Raw genomic sequence first — 18,240 nt, forward strand, 5'->3', positions numbered from 1 at the left:
AAGCATATAATTTTCATGTCACGGATAAATCCGAGAGCCCGGCAACAATCCTCTCAAACAGATGGCGCCGCGGCAAATCAGATCAGGCGGAGGCGCGCCGGAGGCTGCCCAGCGCGTCCGCCAGTCGGTCGACACCGGCCTGCGTGGTGACGAAGCCGGGCGAACAGCGCAATAAGGCTCCCCGCGCATCGGCATAGACCTTGCGGGTGCGCAGGTCGGCAAGCAGGGCCTGCGGATCGACATCATCGGGCAGTCGCATCATCACGCTGCCCCCACGATGGGCGGCATCACGCGGTGACGCCAGTTCGAAACCGGCCGCATCGGAGGCAGCGATGATCTGGCTGCAGAAGGCGCGGTTCTTCTCAAGCTGCGCGCTCCAGTCCTGCGCCGCGTGCCACTCCAGCGCCGGCACCGAGGCCGCACAGGCCATCACCGACGGCGTGCCATTGTCAAAGCGGCGGATATCCGGCGCATAGGCGAATGTGTTGATGTCCCAGGAGAAGATATTGTCCTGGCTGAACCAGCCGCGCAGGCTTGGCTGACAGCGGGCAATGACATCCGGCATCACCTGCAAAATGCCGCCGCCGGGCGAACCGCACATCCATTTCAGGCTGGTCGAGATCGAAAAATCCGCCGCCACCGCCATGCAGTCATATTCGATCAATCCGGCAGCTTGCGTGATGTCGACGCCGATCACCGAGCCCTGCTTGCGGCCATGCGCCATCAGCGTGGCGAGATCGCAACGGTGCGAGGAGGTGGAACTGACCCAGGTCAGCAACGCCAGCCCGACCTCGGGGCCCCAGGCCGCAATCACGTCTTCGTCTTCGACCCAGTGCGCGCCTTCGCGCAGCGGCACGGTGCGCAGCCTGAAGCCGTAGCGCTCGGCAAGACCGGTAAGCAGGAAATGCAGGCTCGGGAAACAGTCCCCCGCCACCAGCACCACCCTGCCCTCGAGATCTTCCCGCGGCAGCGCCATAATCAGTGCTGCCAGCGCCGAGGTGACGTTTTCCGTCGTCGTCAGCGAGGCCGATGGCGCCTTCAGCAACTGGCTCCACAGATCGATGAAACGCTGTCGCTGGCCCAGCGCATAGCCCCACTGATCGTCATTGGCCGCACCCCAGCAGTCGGCGAAGGCCGTCAGCGACCTGGCCATGTCAGCGGCCTTGTCGGGATATTGCCCGATCGAGTGATAGAGGAAATAGCCTGACCTGTCGGTGTCGCGCTGGTCTGTCATGTCGGTCTCCTTCGGCATCGCCGGTCAAAAGCTGCTGCCGGATCCTGTTGTCGTATTTGATTCTACCAGCCTGCCTGTTCGGGGTCAGGCAGGGGAATGGCATCCAGAAGCTCACGCGTATAGGCCGCCTGCGGCGCATCGAACAACTGGTCGGCATCAGCATATTCGACAATGTCACCGCGCTGAAGCACCATCACCCGGTCGCACAAGCGCCGGATCACCGACAGATCATGGCTGATGAAGGCCAGCGTCAGTCCAAGTTCCTTGACCAGGTCGGCTACCACATTGAGCACCTGCGCCTGTGACGACACATCAAGCCCCGAAACGATCTCGTCGGCCAAAATGAATTCCGGCTTCAGCGCAATTGCCCGGGCAATGCCGACGCGCTGGCGCTGGCCGCCTGACAATTCATGCGGATATCGGTTGCGGAAATTGCGCGGCAGCCCGACATGGTCGAGCGCCTCGTCAATGCGGCCATCTATGCCGTCAAAACCATGCATCTGCATCGGGTCGGCAATGATCGCCCCCACCCGGCGGCGCGGATTGAGCGATGACATCGGATCCTGGAAGATCATCTGCATCCGCCGGCGGACCGGTCTCAGCCCGTCCTCGTCGAGATGAGTGATATCCTGGCCGTCAAACAGGACGGTGCCCGCAGTCGGTTCGATCAGCCGCAGCAGCGCCCGCCCCAGCGTCGATTTTCCGGAGCCCGAACCGCCGACGATGCCCAGCACCGAACCGCGCGGAATGTCGAGATCAATCGAGTTGAGGATCCGGATCAGCGGTGCCCTGCCAAATACCGGCTTGGCCGCCATGTCCGGCAGGGCCACCTCAAGCGACCTGACCGAAAACAGCACGTCCTGGTCTGCTCCGGATTGATGCGGCACTTGTTCAGGCACCATGACGCCACTCCTTGTCAGCAGCCACGACCTCGGCCGCCACCGCCTCGATCACCGCCTCATCCACCGGCAGCAGCGAGGCATCGGGATCGGTGTATTTCGGCGTTGCCGCCAGCAGTGCCCGCGAATAGGCGTGTTTCGGGCCTGCAAAGAAGCCAGGCACGCTGGAATTCTCGACGATCTTGCCGCCATAGAGCACCGACAGGCGCTGGCAAATTTTGGAGACCACGCCCAGATCATGGGTGACGAAGACCATGGCCGTGGAATGCCGCGCCTGCAATTCGCGGATCAGCCGCAGGATCTGTTTTTGCACGGTGACATCCAGCGCCGTGGTCGGCTCGTCCGCAATCACCAGCTTGGGATTGGCGGCAAAGGCCGAGGCGATCAGCACCCTTTGGCGCATGCCGCCCGACAACTCATGCGGATAGCTCGCCATCACCCGTTCGGGATTGTCGATATGAACCTCGTTGAGCAGTTCCAGCGCCCGCACACGCGCAGTGGCCTTGGTCCAGCCCAGAATATCGACCAGGCGATTGGTGATCTGCGGCTCGATCCGCCGCGAAGGGTTGAGCGCAGTCAGCGGATCCTGCGGGATCAACGCCGCCGTGGCCCCGATCAGCCGGCGCCGGTCGGCCGGTTTCATCTTCTGCAAATCCTCTCCATCGAGCAGGATCTCACCTTCAACAATCGAGATTGCCGACGGCAGGATGCCGAGAATGGCCTTGCCGATCATGCTCTTGCCTGCGCCGCTTTCCCCCACAAGCCCCAGCACTTCGCCGGTGTCGATGGAAAACGACACCGAGCGCAACACCCGCTGCTCATAGCCGTGCAAGGCAGCGGAGAGATTGTTGACGGTCAGAAACGCACTCATCGCAGCACCGGATCAAAGCGGTCCTTGAGGCCTTCGCCAAACTGGCTGAAGGACAGGACGGTGAGGAACAAGACACCGAGCGGAAATGCCAGCACCCACCAGGCCTGATGGATCGAGGTGCGGCCCTCGGCAATCATACCGCCCCAGGTCGGCGCATCGGTGGAGATCGACAGATTGACAAAGGACAGGATCGCTTCGACGATCACCGCAATGCCCATTTCCAGCGTCGACAGCACCACGATCGTCGGCAGCACATTGGGCAGGATCTCCCGCCACAGGATATCGCGCCGCGGCCGGCCGGCGACGACAGCGCTGGAAACATAATCCATCGCCGACTGGTTCATAGCCTCGGCGCGGACGACGCGGCAGAAGCGGGTCCAGTCGATAACCACGATGGCGATGATGATCGAGCTCAGCCCGGTGCCCAGCACCGCAATCAGCAGGATCGCAAACAGCACCGGCGGAAACGCCATCCAGATCTCGACCAGCCGCGAGATCACCACATCGACCCAGCCGCGCATATAGCCTGCGAGCAGCCCGAGGGCCGAGCCGACAAAGGCCGTCGCCAGCCCGGCGACAAGCGCCACAGCAAAGGCAATGCGCGCGCCATGGATGAGCCGCGACAGCACATCCCGGCCAAGACTGTCGGTTCCGAGCAGAAAAGTCGGATCGGAGCCTGCCTGCCAGAACGGCGGCAGGCGCCCGGAAAACAGATCCTGCGCCAGCGGATCATGCGGGCTGACCAGCGGCGCAAACAGCGCCAGCAAGGCCATGACACCGAGCCAGGTGCCCGACATCCACAACCGGGCGCCCAGGCGCCGTTTTAGTGTTCCGCGGCCATCAAGCATGACGCAGCCTCGGATTGAGCAGCGCATAGGTCATGTCGACAACCAGGTTGATGATGGTGAACAGCAGCGCGAAAACGATCACGATGCCCTGGATCAGCGGCAGGTCGCGGTTGATCACCGCGTCGATGGCCATGTTGCCGAGCCCCTCATAGGAGAACAATCGTTCGATGATCACCGTGCCGCCGATCAGGAAGGTGAACTGCACCCCGATCAGGGTCAGCGTCGGCAGCACCGCATTGGGCAGCGCTTCGGACAGGATGACGTGGTTCTCGCTGTAGCCCTTGGTGCGCGACAGCGTGACATAATCAAGATGCATGGTTTCCTTGAGCGACTGCTTGAGCAGCTGGCTGATAATAGCCGCCAGCGGAATGGCCAGCGCCAAAGCCGGCATGAACATGTGCTTGAGCAGGTCCCACCACAGATCAAAGCGCAACCGAAAAAGGCTCTCGAAGACATAGAACTGGGTGACAAAGGGCAGATCCAGCGACGGCGAAATCCGGCCGGAAATATGGAAAATCGGCATCAGCACGCCGAACAGAACAATCAGGATCAGCGCCCAGAGAAAATCCGGGATCGACAATCCGACGCCATTGGCGACATCGACGGCGGTTTCGGTGCGGGTCTCGCGGTGGCGAACCCCGGTCAGCGCCAGCGCGCCGCCAATCACCACGGCAATCACCAGCGCGAAAATCGCCAGTTCAAGCGTGGCCGGCAGGCGTCCCAGCACCAGCGGCATCACCGGCTGGCGCAACGATATCGAGGTACCGAAATCGCCCTGGAAGACACCGCCCAGCCAGATCCCGAATTGCTCGATGATGGTCTTGTCGAGGCCGTAATGCGCCGTCAGCCGCGCCACATCCTCCTCCGTCGCGCCCGGCGGCAGCATCATGGCAATGGGATTGCCCGGCACCACGCGGATGACGAAAAACACCACCACCGCCGCCCCGATCAAGGTGACCGTCATGGTCGCAAGGCGTAGCAGAATTGCGCGCAACAATTTCAAATCAATATGTCCTGAAAAACAGGACCGCCGCACTGTGGCGGCGGTCCATGCGTGTGGTCGAGGCTTAGGAAGCCCGCTTCATCAGATGCGGCAGCAGCGCGCCCGAGGCGTGCGGCGTCACTTCGATGCCATCGGCATGCAGGATCGGCTGCACATACTGCAACAGCGGGATCACCAGCGCATTGTCGGCGATGTATTTGTCCACTGCCTTCCAGCCTTCGATGCGCTTGTCCTCATCGGCCTCGCCCCAGAGCGGTCCGATCATGTCGACAAGATCCTGACCATCCCACACCGAGTGCGGCGAAGGGCCGAACATGGCAAAGCCGGTCGATGTGGTCGGATCGCCAACCGAGTTGCCCCAGTTGTAAAACGCTGCCGGTGCGAGCTGATCCGCAGCGCGCAGTTCGTAATGCTTGGCGATCTCGTAGACTTCGATTTCCGCCTCGATGCCGACCTTGCGCCACAGACCGACGATCGCCTGGATGATCTCGTAATCCTTCGGCTTGAAACCGCGTGTTGTCTGGATCTTGAACTTCACCGGATTTTCCGGAGAGAAGCCCGAGGCAGCCAGCAGTTCCACGGCCTTTTCAGGATTGTAGGGAACCTTGATCGATTCATCGAAGGCGATATATTCCGGCGTCTGCAAGGTGTCGATGGCCACACCATAGCCTGACAGAAGACGGTCGATGATCAACTGCTTGTCGATCGACATGGCAGCCGCCATGCGCACATTCGGATCCAGCATAGCCTCGATGTCGTTGAGGAAGATCATGCCGATATCGGAGATCGGGGCTGCGGTGCCGACAATGCCGTTGCCACCCTTGAGCCGGTCATATTCCTCATAAGGCATTTCCAGCGTGACATGGGCATTGCCGGATTCGATTTCGGCGACACGCGATGCGGCGTCGGTGACGAATTTGATGGTGACAGTTTCAAAGTCAGGCTTGCCGCCCCAGTAATTCGGGTTGGCTTTCAGCCGCACGAAAGCGTTGCGCTCGAATTTCTCGACCATATAAGGGCCGGTGCCGATCGGAGCAGCTTCAAACCCGTCCGCGCCGACCTTTTCATAATAGGCCTTGGGCAGCACATAGCCGGTGAGGAAGTACATCCACTTGAAGATCGTCGGCTCGAAGCGGGCGACGTCTGCCGTTACCACATTGCCTTCGGCCTTGATGTTGGCCAGCGTCGACCAGACGAACTGGATCGGATTGCCGGTGGCTTCGTCGGCGGCGCGGGTCAGCGACCAGGCCACATCCTCGGCGGTGAACGGCGAGCCGTCATGCCAGGTCACGCCTTCGCGCACGGTCATCATCACCTTGGTCTTGTCGTCGTTCCAGCCCCAGTCGGTCAACAGACCCGGTGCCGGCGACAGGTCGGGCTGCTGCAGGATGAACTGGTCGAACACCGACTGGTAGATCCCCTGAATGGTCGGGTTGACCGCCGAAGGTCCGACCGTCGGATCCCAGGACGGCAGGTTCACATTATAGGCGATGACCAGTTCATCGATGCCCTGGGCAAGTGACGGTCCGGCAAAGGCGGTGATCGCCAAAGCGGCTGCCGAGCCCTTGAGTATCGTGCGACGCGAAATCTGTTTCATGCTGTTCTCCCTGCTTATTTGCTTCATTTCCCGCCCAGTTTCTGAGCGAGCATATAGCCTGCGCCCGCGCCGGTCCCCGCACCGGGCCAGACACTGGCGCCGGTGAGATGCAAACCGTCAACGGGGGTTTTTCCAGTGGCGTGGCCCAGGGCCGGACGGAACAGGAAATTCTGTGAAAGGTGATGACTGCCGGCCACCTGATCGCCGCCGACCAGGTTCGGATTGTCGGCTTCCAGATCAAGCGGAGATACCACCGTGCGGCCGATGATCTTCGCCCTCAGGCCCGGCGCATGCCGTTCGATCATGTCCAGCGCCCGCTCGGCATAGATCTCCTTGACCTGAGCCCAGTCGGTTTCGGTGATCTTGCCCGCTGCATCGCCGCGGATCTCGCCCGGAACCATCCGCACCTGCACCCAGAGCACATGCTTGCCCTCGGGCGCCCGGCTCGGGTCAATCGTCGTCGGCTGGCCCACCACCAGCACCGGCTCGTCGGGCAAAAGCCCAGCGACGGCCTGCTGATAGGTCCGGGCCATCTGCTCCAGCGATGGCGCGATATGCACATAGGCAAAGGACTTGAGCTCATCGCCGGCTGTCCAGTCGGGCAGACCGTCAAGCGCCAGATGGATCATCATGGTGCCCGGAGCATGGGCGAATTTGGTCATCTTGGTGTCAAACACGTCATCGCCGGACTGACCGTCCAGCAAATCCATCAATCCGCTTGGCGCAACATTGGCGATCACAGCCCGCTTGGCCTTGACGATTGAGCCATCTTCCAGCTCGATCCCGGTGGCCTTGCCTCCCTCACGGATGACGCGGGCCACCCGCGCGCTGCAGTGTACCGCGCCGCCGGAGGCTTCGATCCTGGCCACCAGCGCCCGCGTCAGCGTGGCTGCGCCGCCCTTGCCGATCACCATGCCGAAATTCTGGTTGGCCATCGATTCAAGATAGGGAAACACCGCCCCGCCGGCCATGTCGGGTGCGAAATCCAGATGCATGCCCCAGGCCGCCATGGTGGCGCGGACATGATCGGATTCAAAGGTTTCCGTCAGCCATTTGCGCGGCGAGGACAGCAGAAACCGGACCAGATCGGCCGCCCAGGCAAAGCCTTTGCGGAACAGCGCCTTTGCCAGCAACTTGCCTTGTATATGCATTTGCATGGGATTTCCGAGCAGCGCGAAGACATATTCCGCCGTGCCGGGAAACTCGTCGCAGAGCCGATCCCAGGTCTTCGCATCGGCCTCGGAAAACGCCGCAATCCGCGCCCGGGTCTCGCCCGGACCGGTGCTGACACCGAGCCATTTTCCATCGTCGAAAACACTGGCAAAACAGTGGGAAGCCGGAGCAAATTCAAGGCCATGGCCGGTCAGCTCCTCACCATAAGCCTTGAAAAACCCCGAACCTGCAAACAGGCTGATATTCATCGCCGCCCAATCATGGTGAAAGCCGGGTGCAGTGAGCTCCAGCGTCTTGACCGCGCCGCCAGGTGTCCCCGCCTGTTCGAACACGCCGACACGCCAGCCTTTCGCCGCCAGGTGCACAGCACAAGCCAGGCTGTTCACGCCGGCGCCAATTATGATCGCATCATATTCGCTCTGCACTGCTGCCCCTCTTCATTCGAGATTTATAATTGCAAATGCATATTATTCTGTCTAGCATCTATTTACCGCAGACGCACATCCCGTCATCCGGGACGTCACCAGAAGCTACGAACAAGCCTGTCAGGGAGGGTCACACATGAACGCTGCAGAAACTCTAGGTAATCTCGCCGGAATGCTGATTGAGGGAAAAGTCGAAGTCGTCGACCTCTCCGGCTCGCTCGGCCCCGACACGCCGCTTTTGCAACTGCCCGAGGATTTCGCCAAGAACACCCCAAAAATCGAAATTCACAAGATTTCGGAATATGACAGCGACGGCCCCTTCTTTGCCTGGAACTGGCTCAAGCTCGGCGAACATTCCGGCACCCATTTCGACGCGCCGCATCACTGGATCACCGGCAAGGATTATGCCGATGGCTATACCGATTCCATTGCGCCGCAGAATTTCGTGGCGCCGGTCAATGTGATCGACTGCTCGGCTGAAGTGGCTGAAAATCCCGACTTCCTGCTCGATGCAGCCCGCGTCAAGGCATGGGAAGCCGAACACGGTGAAATCAAGGCCGGCGAATGGGTGGTGATGCGTTCCGACTGGGATTCCCGCGCCGGAGATCAGGACGCCTATCTCAACGCCGACGAAACCGGCCCGCATTCGCCTGGTCCGACGGTGGATTGCATCGAGTACATCCTGTCCAAGGGCGTGATCGGCTGGGGCAACCAGTGCATCGGCACCGACGCCGGCCAGGCCGGCGGCATGGAGCCGCCCTACCCGGCGCACAACCTGCTGCATGCGGCCAACAAATACGGTCTCGCTTCGCTCGCCAATCTCGACAAGCTTCCGCCCAAGGGCGCGATCCTGATCGCTGCGCCGCTGAAGATCGTCAAGGGCACCGGAAGCCCGATCCGGGCCATGGCGCTGGTCGCGCGCGGCTGAGGCGCATCCACGCCGGGGACCGGACCAATGGCAGATTTTGACCACATCATTGTGGGCAGCGGGATCAATGCGCTCGTTGCCGCGGCCATGCTGTCCTCCAAGGGCAAGCGTGTGCTGGTCCTCGAGCGCGAAAGCCGCTTCGGCGGCTGCATGCGCACCGAGGAGATCACGCTGCCGGGCTTCCATCATGATGTGATGGCGGCGACCTTTGTGCTGTTTTTGACCTCCCCGCCCATGCCGCGCTCGGCTCCGATCTGGCGCGGCATGGGCTGGAGTTCTGCCATACCCCGCATCCCACCGCGGTGCTGCGGCCGGACGGCTCGTCGCTGGTGCTGACCACCGACCGGGCTGCCAATATCAAGACCTTCAATGATCTGTCAGCCGGCGACGGAGATCGCCATGGCGCTGATGTCGGTGCCATAGAGGCCGACGCTCCGTTCCTGTTCGCGCTCTTGGGCGGCGAATTGTGGAGCTGGCCGACGGCCAAGCTTCTGATCAGCCAGGCGTGGAAGCGCGGCTTGCGCGGCCTTGCCGCCTGGATCGGCGAAGCCCTGCGCCCCACCCGCGCATGGCTCGAATCCACCTACGCCTCAGACCTGGTGCAGGCGCTGTGGGCGCCCTGGGCACTGCACACCGGGCTGACTCCCGAATCCGCCTATGGCGGCCAGATGGGCAAGGTCATTGCCTTTGCGCTCGAAGCTGCCGGTGCACCAGTGGTCAAGGGCGGCGCCGGTCAGGCCGTCGCTGCCTTCAAGAGCCTGATCGAGGCCAATGGCGGTGAATTGCGCGCCAATGCCGATGTCGACCAGATCATCACCCGCGACGGCAAGGCCGCCGGCGTCAGGCTTGCCGATGGCAGCGAGATTTCAGCCTCCCACGTGATCTGTTCCGTGGCGCCGGGACAGCTCTACAACCGGCTGCTGCGCGACGACACAGCCCGGCTTCCGCAGGAGACAACCTCCGATCTCAACCAGTTCCGCCATGGCCGCGGCAATTTTCAGCTGCATTACGCCATTGATGGCCCGATCCGCTGGAAGACCGCCGGGCTGGACCAGGTCGCGCTGATCCATCTGGCCGAAAGCATCGACTCGGTCTCCAAATCCTCCAACGAGGCCGAGCGCGGCATGCTGCCGGTGACGCCGACCATCTGTGTTGGCCAGCCGCACAGTCTTGATCCCGGACGCTGCCCCGAAGGCAAGTCGATTCTCTGGCTGCAGATCCCCGATGCGCCGCGCAGCATCAAGGGTGATGCCGCAGGCGAAATCGACACCGGCGGCGTCTGGAACGAAGCCACCCGCGAAGCCTTCGCCGACCGCATCGAGGCCATACTGGCGGCTCACATCGATGGCTTTGCCGAGAGTGTTCTTGCCCGCAAGGCCTGTTCGCCGGTGGATCTGGAAGCCATGAACATCAATCTGGTGGGTGGCGATCCCTATGGCGGATCCTGCGCGCTCGACCAGTTCTTCATCTGGCGGCCCTTCTCCCATTCGAAGAACAATTCGACTGCGATCGAAAACCTGCACCACATCGGCGCCTCGACCCATCCCGGCCCCGGGCTCGGCGGCGGATCGGGCTTCCTGCTGGCGAAAAGGCTGGGCGGATGAACGAGGTCAAGATCCCCGACAGCGACAAATCCGAACCCTTGCAGCGGCTGGGCGAAATCGGGCTGTCAAATTTTCCGCCCTATCTGATGAACCGCATCATGGGCCGTTACAATGCCGACCTGAGGCAGGAACTGGCCGGCCTGGGACTGACCACGGCGAAGATGCGCGCGCTGGCGGTGCTTGCGGTGATCGATGCGCTGCCGATTTCCGAGCTCGCGGTCTATGCTGTTGTCGAACAGTCGACGCTCAGCCGCTCGCTCGAGCAACTGACATCGGATGGCCTGGTGCGGCGCGACCCGGACCCCAATGACAGCCGCGTCACCCGCATTGCCATCACCGATGCCGGCCGCGCCGCATTCGACCAGATGTGGCCGTCAATGTCGCGGATCTATTCGCAGATGTTCCACGGCATTCCGGCCGACGAGCGCGCCGCCTTCGTCGCGACGCTGAAGACAATGCTCCGGAACATTCGAAAGCACGATTTTTGATCCTTTGAACCACCACTGTTTGCAGTCCAATTCATATGACCAACAAGGAGAAGACCCATGAAGCATAGCATTCTCGCCGTTGCCGCACTTGCCATGAGCTTTGGAGCTTTCTCCGCCCACGCAGACACCTTGCCGGGCGTCCGCGGCGTCAATCACATCGGGTTGACTGTGCCCGACATTGCCGAAGCGGAAACCTTCTTCTCCGATGTCCTGGGCTGCGAAAAGGCCACCTCCTTCGGTCCGTTCCGCGATGACAGCGGCACCTTCATGCAGGATCTGCTCGATGTCGACCCGCGCGCCGTGGTCAACCAGATCGCGCTGATGCGTTGCGGCTTTGGCAGCAATATCGAGCTGTTCTCCTATGATGCACCCGACCAGAAAACCGTGCGGCCTCGCAACAGCGACATCGGCGGCCACCACATCGGCTTCTATGTCGACGACATCGAGGCGGCTGCGGCCTATTTCAAGGACAAGGGCATCCGTACGCTGATGGGCCCCTTCCCGGTCAATGAAGGACCGGCTGCCGGACAGTCGATCATCTATTTCTTCGCTCCCTGGGGCCTGCAGATGGAAGCCATCTCCTTCCCTGAAGGCATGGCTTACGAAAAAGACGGCGGACCGGTTTTGTGGTCCAACACCGACCCCGCCAAGTAAAACGCACACGCATTTAAGGGTATCAGATGGCTGAACGCTCATTCGCCAAGGAAGTCCAGAAGCTCAAGGTCGGGGAAGGTGAAACCTTTTCCGGCGAGGGCATTCTGGCGCTGACCAAAGCCCTTCTGGAAGCCGGTGTCGGCTATGTCGGCGGCTATCAGGGCGCGCCGATCAGCCATCTGATGGATGTGCTCGCCGATGCCGAGGAAATCCTCACCGAGCTTGGCGTGCGCTATGAAGCCAATGCCTCGGAGGCTGCCGCCGCGGCCATGCTCGCAGCCTCGGTGCATTATCCGATCCGCGGTGCCGTCACCTTCAAGGGACCGGTGGGCGTCAATGTGGCCTCCGATGCACTGGCCAACCTGTCCTCCTCCGGCGTCACCGGCGGCGCATTGGTGATCATCGGCGAGGATTACGGCGAAGGCTCCTCGATCATGCAGGAACGCAGCCATGCCTTTGCGATGAAATCGCAGATGTGGCTGCTCGACCCGCGGCCCAACCTGCCCTCGATCGTTCAATCGGTGCATCAGGGGTTTGAGTTGTCGGAAGCCAGCAACACGCCGGTGATGCTGATGGTGCGGATCCGTTCCTGCCATGTCACCGGCAGCTTCCAGGCCAGGGACAACAAGCGTCCGCCCTTCACCGTCAAGGACGCGCTTGCCAATCCGCGCAGCGATTATGCCCGCGTGGTGCTGCCGCCGATGTCCTACATGCAGGAACATGACAAGATCAACAACCGTTGGCCGGCGGCGCAGAAATACATTGTCGAGCACAAGCTCAACGAATTCTTCGGCCCCGGCTACGCCCCGGTCGGCATTGTGCTGCAGGGCGGCATGTACAATGGCGTGATCCGCGCCCTGCAGCGGCTCGGCCTGGCCGACATCCATGGCGACACCGAGATCCCGCTTTATGTGCTCAACGTCACCTATCCGCTGGTCAATGACGAATTTTTCGATTTCTGCGACGGCAAGTCGGCGGTTCTGGTGGTCGAGGAAGGCCAGCCGGAATTCATCGAAACAGCTTTGGGTGCAGCCCTTTACAAGGCCGGCAAGACCATCCGCCTGCACGGCAAGGACATGCTGCCGATGGCAGGCGAATACACCGGCCAGGTCCTGCTCGACGGACTTGAGGCATTTTTGAAAAAGGCGGCGCCCGAATTGCTTCCCGCCCGGCTGCGCGCGCCCAATTCGGACCACAAGCCGGCGCTGCCCGATCTTTCCAAGACCGTGCCGATCCGCCCGCCGGGCTTCTGCACCGGCTGCCCGGAACGGCCGATCTTCGCCGCGCTGAAAATGACCGAACAGGAATTCGGCAAGCACCAGATCGCCGGCGACATCGGCTGCCACCTGTTTGCCAGCCTGCCGCCCTTCGAGATCGGCGGATCGACCATGGGCTACGGCCTCGGTCCGGCCTCCAACGCCGCCTTTGACGGTGGCGGCGACAAGCGCTCGATCTCCATTCTCGGCGATGGCGGCTTCTGGCATAACGGCCTGTCGTCTTCGATCGGCAATGCGGTCTACAACAAGTCCGACGGCGTCATCGTCATCGTCGACAATTTCTATTCCGCCGCCACCGGCGGACAGGACATCCTGTCGTCGCGCGCCGACAACGCGTCCAAGGCCACCGGTCATCCGATTGCCGAGGCGGTCAAAGGCGTCGGCGTCAAATGGGTGCGCCAGCTCGACCGCACCTATGACGTGCCGAAGATGCGCGAAATCCTCAACGAGGCGCTGACCACCGACCATGTCGGCCCCAAGGTGATCATCGCCGCTTCCGAATGCATGCTCAACAAGCAGCGCCGCGAAAAGCCGCTGATGAACAAGGCGATCAAGGAAGGCCGCCGGGTCGAAAAACCGCGTTTTGGCGTTGATGAAGACATCTGCACCGGCGACCACGCCTGCATCCGTCTGTCGGGCTGCCCGTCCTTGTCGCTCAAGAAGCTCGATGATCCGCTGCGCGACGATCCGGTCGCCAGCATCGACCAGAGCTGTGTCGGCTGCGGCAATTGCGGCGAAGTCGCCGACGCCGCGGTGCTGTGCCCCTCCTTCTACCGTGCCGATGTCGTCCACAATCCGGGCTGGCTCGAAACCAGGCTCGGCGCCTTCAGAAGCCGCGCAATCGCCTGGCTGCAATCCCGCCGCTCCCGCGGCCGCATCGAATTCGTCCGGACCTGACCATGGCACTCAACATCGCATCCGAATTCACACCGAAACGGCAAGACCCGGCGCTTGACCAGATCATCAAGCTCGCCGTCATGGCCGTTGGTGGCCAGGGCGGCGGCGTGCTGACCAACTGGATCGAGGACTGCGCTCACCGCAATGGCTATGTCGTGCAGGCAACCTCGGTGGCAGGCGTGGCCCAGCGCACAGGCGCGACGATCTATTACATGGAAATGGCACCCGCCCAGGAGCGCAATCCGGTGTTCTCGCTGATGCCGGCGGCGGGTGATGTCGACATTCTGGTGGCGGCCGAAATGATGGAAGCCGGACGCGCCATCATGCGCGGTTTCGTCACCCCCGACCGCACCACGCTGATTGCCTCGTCGCACCGGGCGCTGGCGGTGTCGGAAAAGATGGTGCCGGGCGACGGCATTGCCGATTCCGAGGAAGTCATTGCAACGGCTGAAATCGCGGCCCAGCGCTTCATCGCCTTCGACATGGAAAAAATGGCGATTGATGCCGGATCGATGATCTCGGCAAGCCTGTTTGGCGCATTGGCGGGCTCCGGCGCCCTGCCCTTCGAGCGCGAAAGCTTTGAAGCCGCCATCAGGGCTTCGGGCCGCGGCGTCGAGGCCAGCCTGCGCGCCTTTGCGGCAGGTTTCGAAGCAGCAGCCGGCGGCATTGTCGAACGCCCCTCATCAGGCAAGTCGAAGCTCCCGGCAGCCAGCACGCCCGCAGGTCCGGCCCGGCTGGTGGAGAAATGGAACGCGCTTGAAGCCCGGGCGACGGACCTGCCCGAAAGCGTGCGCGACATGGCGCTGACCGGCCTGCGCGCCGTGGTCGATTTCCAGGACCTCGATTACGGCCGCGAATATCTCGACCGGGTCGAGACCGTGCTGGCGCAGGACGATGCCTTCAAGGGCCATGAACTGACGCTTGAGGCCGCCAAATACATCGCCAAGGCAATGGCCTATGATGACGTCTTCCGGGTGGCCGATCTCAAGACCCGCGGCAGCCGTTTTGCCCGGATCCAGACGGAGATGAAGCCGGCCAGCGGCGCGCAGATGAAGCTGACCGAGTTCATGCATCCGCGTGCCGAGGAAATCGTCGGCATGATGCCATCGCGGCTGGGCCGCCGGCTGTCCGCAAGCCAGAGCGCCATGCGGCTGATCGACAAGCTGTTCAATCGCGGACGCCGCTTGCGCACCGATCGCCTGCTGCCGTTTGCGCAGCTCTATGTGCTCGGCGGGCTGCGCAAATACCGCCGCGGCACCCTGCGGCACGCCATTGAAAAGCAGCACCTGGAAGACTGGCTCGTGCTGGTGATGACCTATCGCAAGATCGACTACGCGCTGGCTGTGGAAACCCTGCGCAACCGCCGTCTGGTCAAGGGCTATTCGGATACGCACACGCGTGGTCTGTCGAAATTCGACCGGGTGATGGATGGCGTGGCGCTGCTTGCGGGCCGCGACGACGCCGCCCACTGGTGCAAGCTGTTGCGCGAAGCAGCCCTGGCTGACGAAAAGGGCGACCAGCTCGAAGGCGCGCTCAAGACCGTCCGCTCCTTCGCCGGACAAAGCGAAAGCGGCCATCAGGCCTGAATCAGATCATCCGCAAACCGCCGCAACCGACTGGCTCGACTCGGCTTTTAACCTACGCCGCAAACCCGGCCGTGGCGGGCCGGCAGGACTGCGGCGCCAGGCTGCGCACCCTTTCGTGAAGCGCGGAGGCAAGATTGGGGCTTGCGCGCAGGCCCCGGGACCATAAATAGGCATCAGGCGAGGACGACCTCCCCCATCCGGGAAAGACGATCGGGACGACCCGAAAATGATGAGGGACGTTCCATGCGAACCACCAAAGACAGAATCCGCCACGCTCTGAGTTTTGAAATCATTGCGCTGGTCATCGTCACGCCACTGGGCGCATGGGCGTTCGCCATGCCGCTCGAAGACATCGGGGTGGTCGCTCTTGTCAGCGCCACCATCGCCACCGGCTGGAACTATCTCTACAACCTGCTGTTCGACCATGCACTGCTGCGGCTTGCCGGCCATGTCCGCAAGACTCTTCTGATGCGCATTTTCCACGCCCTTCTTTTTGAAGGCGGCCTGTTGCTGATCCTGCTGCCGTTCATCGCCTGGCATCTCGGTGTGACGCTGCTGCAGGCCTTCCTGATGGATGTCTCGTTTGCGGTCTTCTACCTGGCCTATGCATTCGTCTTCAATTGGGTCTACGACATCGTATTCCCCGTGCCGGCGCTCGACCGGCCTGCCGGTCTGAACAGCCCGGCGCAGCGCTGAACGAAAAGGGCCGCGGATTGCTCCGCGGCCCAAAGAATTTTCAATCAAAGCCTGGGATCAGGAGAACCACCAGCGTTCGGCGAGCTTGCCACCGTCAGCCTGCCAGTTGGCAGCAACATGTTCATCATGCGCAAGCGTCTTGGAATGAGCATGGATGAAGTTGGCCCACATGCCGACGATCGCGCCGCCATCGTCCTGCAGCAGCCGCTGCGCTTCCCAATACTGTTCCTTGCGCTTGTCTTCGTCGGTTTCCGACCGCGCCATGACCACCAGATCGTTGAACTTGTCTGCGGATTCGCCGGTTTTCCAGGCGGTATCATTCCACTCGGTGTCTGCAGTGTAGGCTGATGCATACATCCAGTCCTGGGTGGGGCGTCCGCTCCAGTAGCAGGCGCTCCACGGCTTCTTGTTCCAGACGTTGGACCAGTAACCATCGCTCGGCTCGCGCACCAGTTCGATCTCGATCCCGGCTTCCTTGGCAGAGGCCGCGATCAGCTGAGCCGCATCGACGGCGCCCGGGAAGGCAGCGTCCGAAACGGAAAGCTGGATTGCACCGGAATGGCCCGACTTCTTGTAGTGTTCGGCAGCCTTTTCAGCGTCGAATTCATGCACCGGAAGTTCGGTGTTGAAAAACGGCATTGAAGCGTTGACCGGAACGTCGTTGCCGGCTTCGCCGTGGCCGAGCAGGATCTTGTCGACCAGTTCCTGACGCTTGATGGCGTATTTCAGTGCCATGCGCAGGTCGTAATTGTCGAAAGGCGCAGCATTCACCCGCATCGGGAATGTGTAATGCTGTGTGCCGGTTGTCTGCAGGATTTCGAGGATTGGAACCCGGCCGAGCAGTGACACTGTCTTGGGATCGACATTGTCAATGAAATCGACATCGCCATTCATGATGGCGTTCTGCCGCGCGGTCGTGTCGGCCAGCGTGATGAATTCGACTTCGTCGAAATGCGCGTGGCCTTCCTTGAAGAAGTTGGGATTGCGCTTCATCAGGGTGCGCACGCCCGCCTCGTAGCTTTCCACGATATAACCGCCGGTGCCGATCGGGCTGTTGGGGTCTTCGATCTTGCCGTCAACAGAAGGCATGATCATGATGTGATAATCGGAAACAATATACGGGAAATCGGCATTGCCGCCTTCAAGTTCGAAGATCACCCGGTTGTCGCCGTCCTTCTTGATTTCCTTGATCGCGGACAACAGACCCTTGGCAGCGGACTTGGAATTCTCGTCTCGGTGGTAGTTGAATGTTGCGATCACATCGTCGGCAGTCATGGTCTTGCCGTCGTGGAATTCCACACCCTTGCGCAGATCGAACACCCAGGTCTTGGCGCCATTTGACGGCTCGTAGCCTGCAGCTAGTTCCGGGATCAATTTCCCGTCCTTGCCCACTTCGGTCAGATGGTTGCCGCGGGCGTAATTGATAGACTGCGACATTCCGTTTTCCGACGTACCCGGATCAAGCGCATCCGTCGTCGAACCGTAGGAAGAGCCGAAGCGCAGCTTGCCGCCGCTCTTGGGTGTTGCCGCAAGCACGTCGGTTGCCAGCGTAAGCGCTGTTGGCACGGCCAGGCCTGCAGCAATTGCAGACGTGATGAACTGGCGGCGGCCGATCTGGCCTTCGCTGAGCCAGCGTGCCTGTTTTTTCAGATACTCATCTCTCATGGTACGTCTCCGTTCGGTTCCCGAATTTTTTGATTGGCGGCGTGACGCGTGCGCGACGCCGCTGAGGTTTTTCCCGTCCCGTTCCGCCGACCAAGATGGTCAACAGCCGGAACAAGCCTCGGCGATCCTGCCGATATACCCCATCAGAACAGGAAAATGTAGAGCAAAGACGCACTTAACCGCGACAATCGTGATGCCGAAGGAGAGCGCATGACAGCTCATGCACGCCATGCGCGTGCCGCTCATATCATTATACCTTCATAATCCGGGCAGCCTGTTTACAACGGCCCTGCACTGGACAACAATATGCGCAGATTCCGGACGGGCGGAGTGTCATCACTCTTTCCGATCTGGACAGGGGGCGTAAAGACCTCCGACCAACCAAGGGGATTTTG

Annotated in this window: 14 protein-coding genes and 1 pseudogene; 7 read left to right on the top strand and 8 right to left on the bottom strand. The window is 61.6% G+C overall.

Going from position 1 to position 18,240, the window contains the following annotated elements; genetic code table 11:
• Positions 1 to 82: 82 nt before the first annotated feature.
• From OEG82_RS16310 to OEG82_RS16340, 7 genes are all read right to left on the bottom strand, one after another.
• Positions 83 to 1,234 carry an aminotransferase class V-fold PLP-dependent enzyme gene (locus OEG82_RS16310; RefSeq protein WP_267613449.1) on the bottom strand — a complete coding sequence of 384 codons (1,152 nt, stop codon included), beginning with the start codon at positions 1,232 to 1,234 and terminating at the stop codon, positions 83 to 85.
• Between the two features lie 62 nt (positions 1,235 to 1,296).
• Positions 1,297 to 2,136 carry an ATP-binding cassette domain-containing protein gene (locus OEG82_RS16315; protein WP_267613450.1) on the bottom strand — a complete coding sequence of 280 codons (840 nt, stop codon included), beginning with the start codon at positions 2,134 to 2,136 and terminating at the stop codon, positions 1,297 to 1,299.
• Entirely contained in the window at positions 2,126 to 3,004 is an 879-nt protein-coding gene (locus OEG82_RS16320; RefSeq protein WP_267613451.1) for an ABC transporter ATP-binding protein, read from the bottom strand. Before OEG82_RS16320 ends, OEG82_RS16315 begins: the two co-directional genes overlap by 11 nt.
• Complete coding sequence (locus OEG82_RS16325; protein WP_267613452.1) at positions 3,001 to 3,852, bottom strand: ABC transporter permease; 852 nt, start codon at positions 3,850 to 3,852, stop codon at positions 3,001 to 3,003. Before OEG82_RS16325 ends, OEG82_RS16320 begins: the two co-directional genes overlap by 4 nt.
• Positions 3,845 to 4,855, bottom strand: a complete 1,011-nt coding sequence (locus OEG82_RS16330) for an ABC transporter permease (protein WP_267613453.1) — start codon at positions 4,853 to 4,855, stop codon at positions 3,845 to 3,847. Before OEG82_RS16330 ends, OEG82_RS16325 begins: the two co-directional genes overlap by 8 nt.
• A gap of 64 nt (positions 4,856 to 4,919) precedes the next feature.
• Positions 4,920 to 6,452, bottom strand: a complete 1,533-nt coding sequence (locus tag OEG82_RS16335; RefSeq protein WP_267613454.1) for an ABC transporter substrate-binding protein — start codon at positions 6,450 to 6,452, stop codon at positions 4,920 to 4,922.
• 23 nt (positions 6,453 to 6,475) lie between these two features.
• Positions 6,476 to 8,050: a phytoene desaturase family protein gene (locus OEG82_RS16340; protein ID WP_267613455.1), complete on the bottom strand. Its 1,575-nt coding sequence runs from the start codon at positions 8,048 to 8,050 to the stop codon at positions 6,476 to 6,478.
• Positions 8,051 to 8,186: 136 nt separating this feature from the next.
• Between OEG82_RS16340 and OEG82_RS16345 the strand changes: the two genes are divergently transcribed.
• From OEG82_RS16345 to OEG82_RS16375, 7 genes and pseudogenes are all read left to right on the top strand, one after another.
• On the top strand, positions 8,187 to 8,978 hold the full coding sequence (locus OEG82_RS16345) for a cyclase family protein (RefSeq protein WP_267613456.1): 792 nt from the start codon (positions 8,187 to 8,189) through the stop codon (positions 8,976 to 8,978).
• A 27-nt stretch (positions 8,979 to 9,005) separates the two neighbouring features.
• Positions 9,006 to 10,582 (top strand): annotated as a pseudogene (locus OEG82_RS16350) (phytoene desaturase family protein).
• Positions 10,579 to 11,070 (top strand): MarR family winged helix-turn-helix transcriptional regulator, encoded by a 492-nt coding sequence (locus OEG82_RS16355; RefSeq protein ID WP_267613457.1) that lies wholly within the window; start codon positions 10,579 to 10,581, stop codon positions 11,068 to 11,070. The pseudogene OEG82_RS16350 and the gene OEG82_RS16355 overlap by 4 nt, the downstream one beginning before the upstream one ends.
• Positions 11,071 to 11,127: 57 nt before the next feature.
• A complete protein-coding gene (locus tag OEG82_RS16360; RefSeq protein WP_267613458.1) occupies positions 11,128 to 11,724 on the top strand; it encodes a VOC family protein in 597 nt (198 codons plus the stop codon).
• Between the two features lie 26 nt (positions 11,725 to 11,750).
• The gene (locus OEG82_RS16365) at positions 11,751 to 13,898 is read left to right on the top strand and encodes an indolepyruvate ferredoxin oxidoreductase subunit alpha (protein WP_267613459.1); all 2,148 of its coding nucleotides are present in this window, start codon (positions 11,751 to 11,753) and stop codon (positions 13,896 to 13,898) included.
• A gap of 2 nt (positions 13,899 to 13,900) precedes the next feature.
• Entirely contained in the window at positions 13,901 to 15,484 is a 1,584-nt protein-coding gene (locus OEG82_RS16370) for an indolepyruvate oxidoreductase subunit beta family protein (RefSeq protein WP_267613460.1), read from the top strand.
• Positions 15,485 to 15,727: 243 nt separating this feature from the next.
• On the top strand, positions 15,728 to 16,180 hold the full coding sequence (locus OEG82_RS16375) for a PACE efflux transporter (RefSeq protein WP_267613461.1): 453 nt from the start codon (positions 15,728 to 15,730) through the stop codon (positions 16,178 to 16,180).
• 57 nt (positions 16,181 to 16,237) lie between these two features.
• On the opposite strand, the gene OEG82_RS16380 is transcribed toward OEG82_RS16375, so the two are convergent.
• Positions 16,238 to 17,845 (bottom strand): ABC transporter substrate-binding protein, encoded by a 1,608-nt coding sequence (locus OEG82_RS16380; protein ID WP_267613462.1) that lies wholly within the window; start codon positions 17,843 to 17,845, stop codon positions 16,238 to 16,240.
• Positions 17,846 to 18,240 lie beyond the last annotated feature (395 nt).

The sequence above is a fragment of the Hoeflea ulvae genome (assembly GCF_026619435.1).
Classification (GTDB): Bacteria; Pseudomonadota; Alphaproteobacteria; order Rhizobiales; family Rhizobiaceae; genus Hoeflea; species Hoeflea ulvae.

Bases quoted from the DNA above. Each gene is read 5' to 3' on its own strand.
- OEG82_RS16310 (WP_267613449.1), bottom strand. From the start codon at position 1,234: ATGACAGACCAGCGCGACACCGACAGGTCAGGCTATTTCCTCTATCAC.
- OEG82_RS16315 (WP_267613450.1), bottom strand. From the start codon at position 2,136: ATGGTGCCTGAACAAGTGCCGCATCAATCCGGAGCAGACCAGGACGTG.
- OEG82_RS16320 (WP_267613451.1), bottom strand. From the start codon at position 3,004: ATGAGTGCGTTTCTGACCGTCAACAATCTCTCCGCTGCCTTGCACGGC.
- OEG82_RS16325 (WP_267613452.1), bottom strand. From the start codon at position 3,852: ATGCTTGATGGCCGCGGAACACTAAAACGGCGCCTGGGCGCCCGGTTG.
- OEG82_RS16335 (WP_267613454.1), bottom strand. From the start codon at position 6,452: ATGAAACAGATTTCGCGTCGCACGATACTCAAGGGCTCGGCAGCCGCT.
- OEG82_RS16345 (WP_267613456.1), top strand. From the start codon at position 8,187: ATGAACGCTGCAGAAACTCTAGGTAATCTCGCCGGAATGCTGATTGAG.
- OEG82_RS16355 (WP_267613457.1), top strand. From the start codon at position 10,579: ATGAACGAGGTCAAGATCCCCGACAGCGACAAATCCGAACCCTTGCAG.
- OEG82_RS16360 (WP_267613458.1), top strand. From the start codon at position 11,128: ATGAAGCATAGCATTCTCGCCGTTGCCGCACTTGCCATGAGCTTTGGA.
- OEG82_RS16365 (WP_267613459.1), top strand. From the start codon at position 11,751: ATGGCTGAACGCTCATTCGCCAAGGAAGTCCAGAAGCTCAAGGTCGGG.
- OEG82_RS16370 (WP_267613460.1), top strand. From the start codon at position 13,901: ATGGCACTCAACATCGCATCCGAATTCACACCGAAACGGCAAGACCCG.
- OEG82_RS16375 (WP_267613461.1), top strand. From the start codon at position 15,728: ATGCGAACCACCAAAGACAGAATCCGCCACGCTCTGAGTTTTGAAATC.
- OEG82_RS16380 (WP_267613462.1), bottom strand. From the start codon at position 17,845: ATGAGAGATGAGTATCTGAAAAAACAGGCACGCTGGCTCAGCGAAGGC.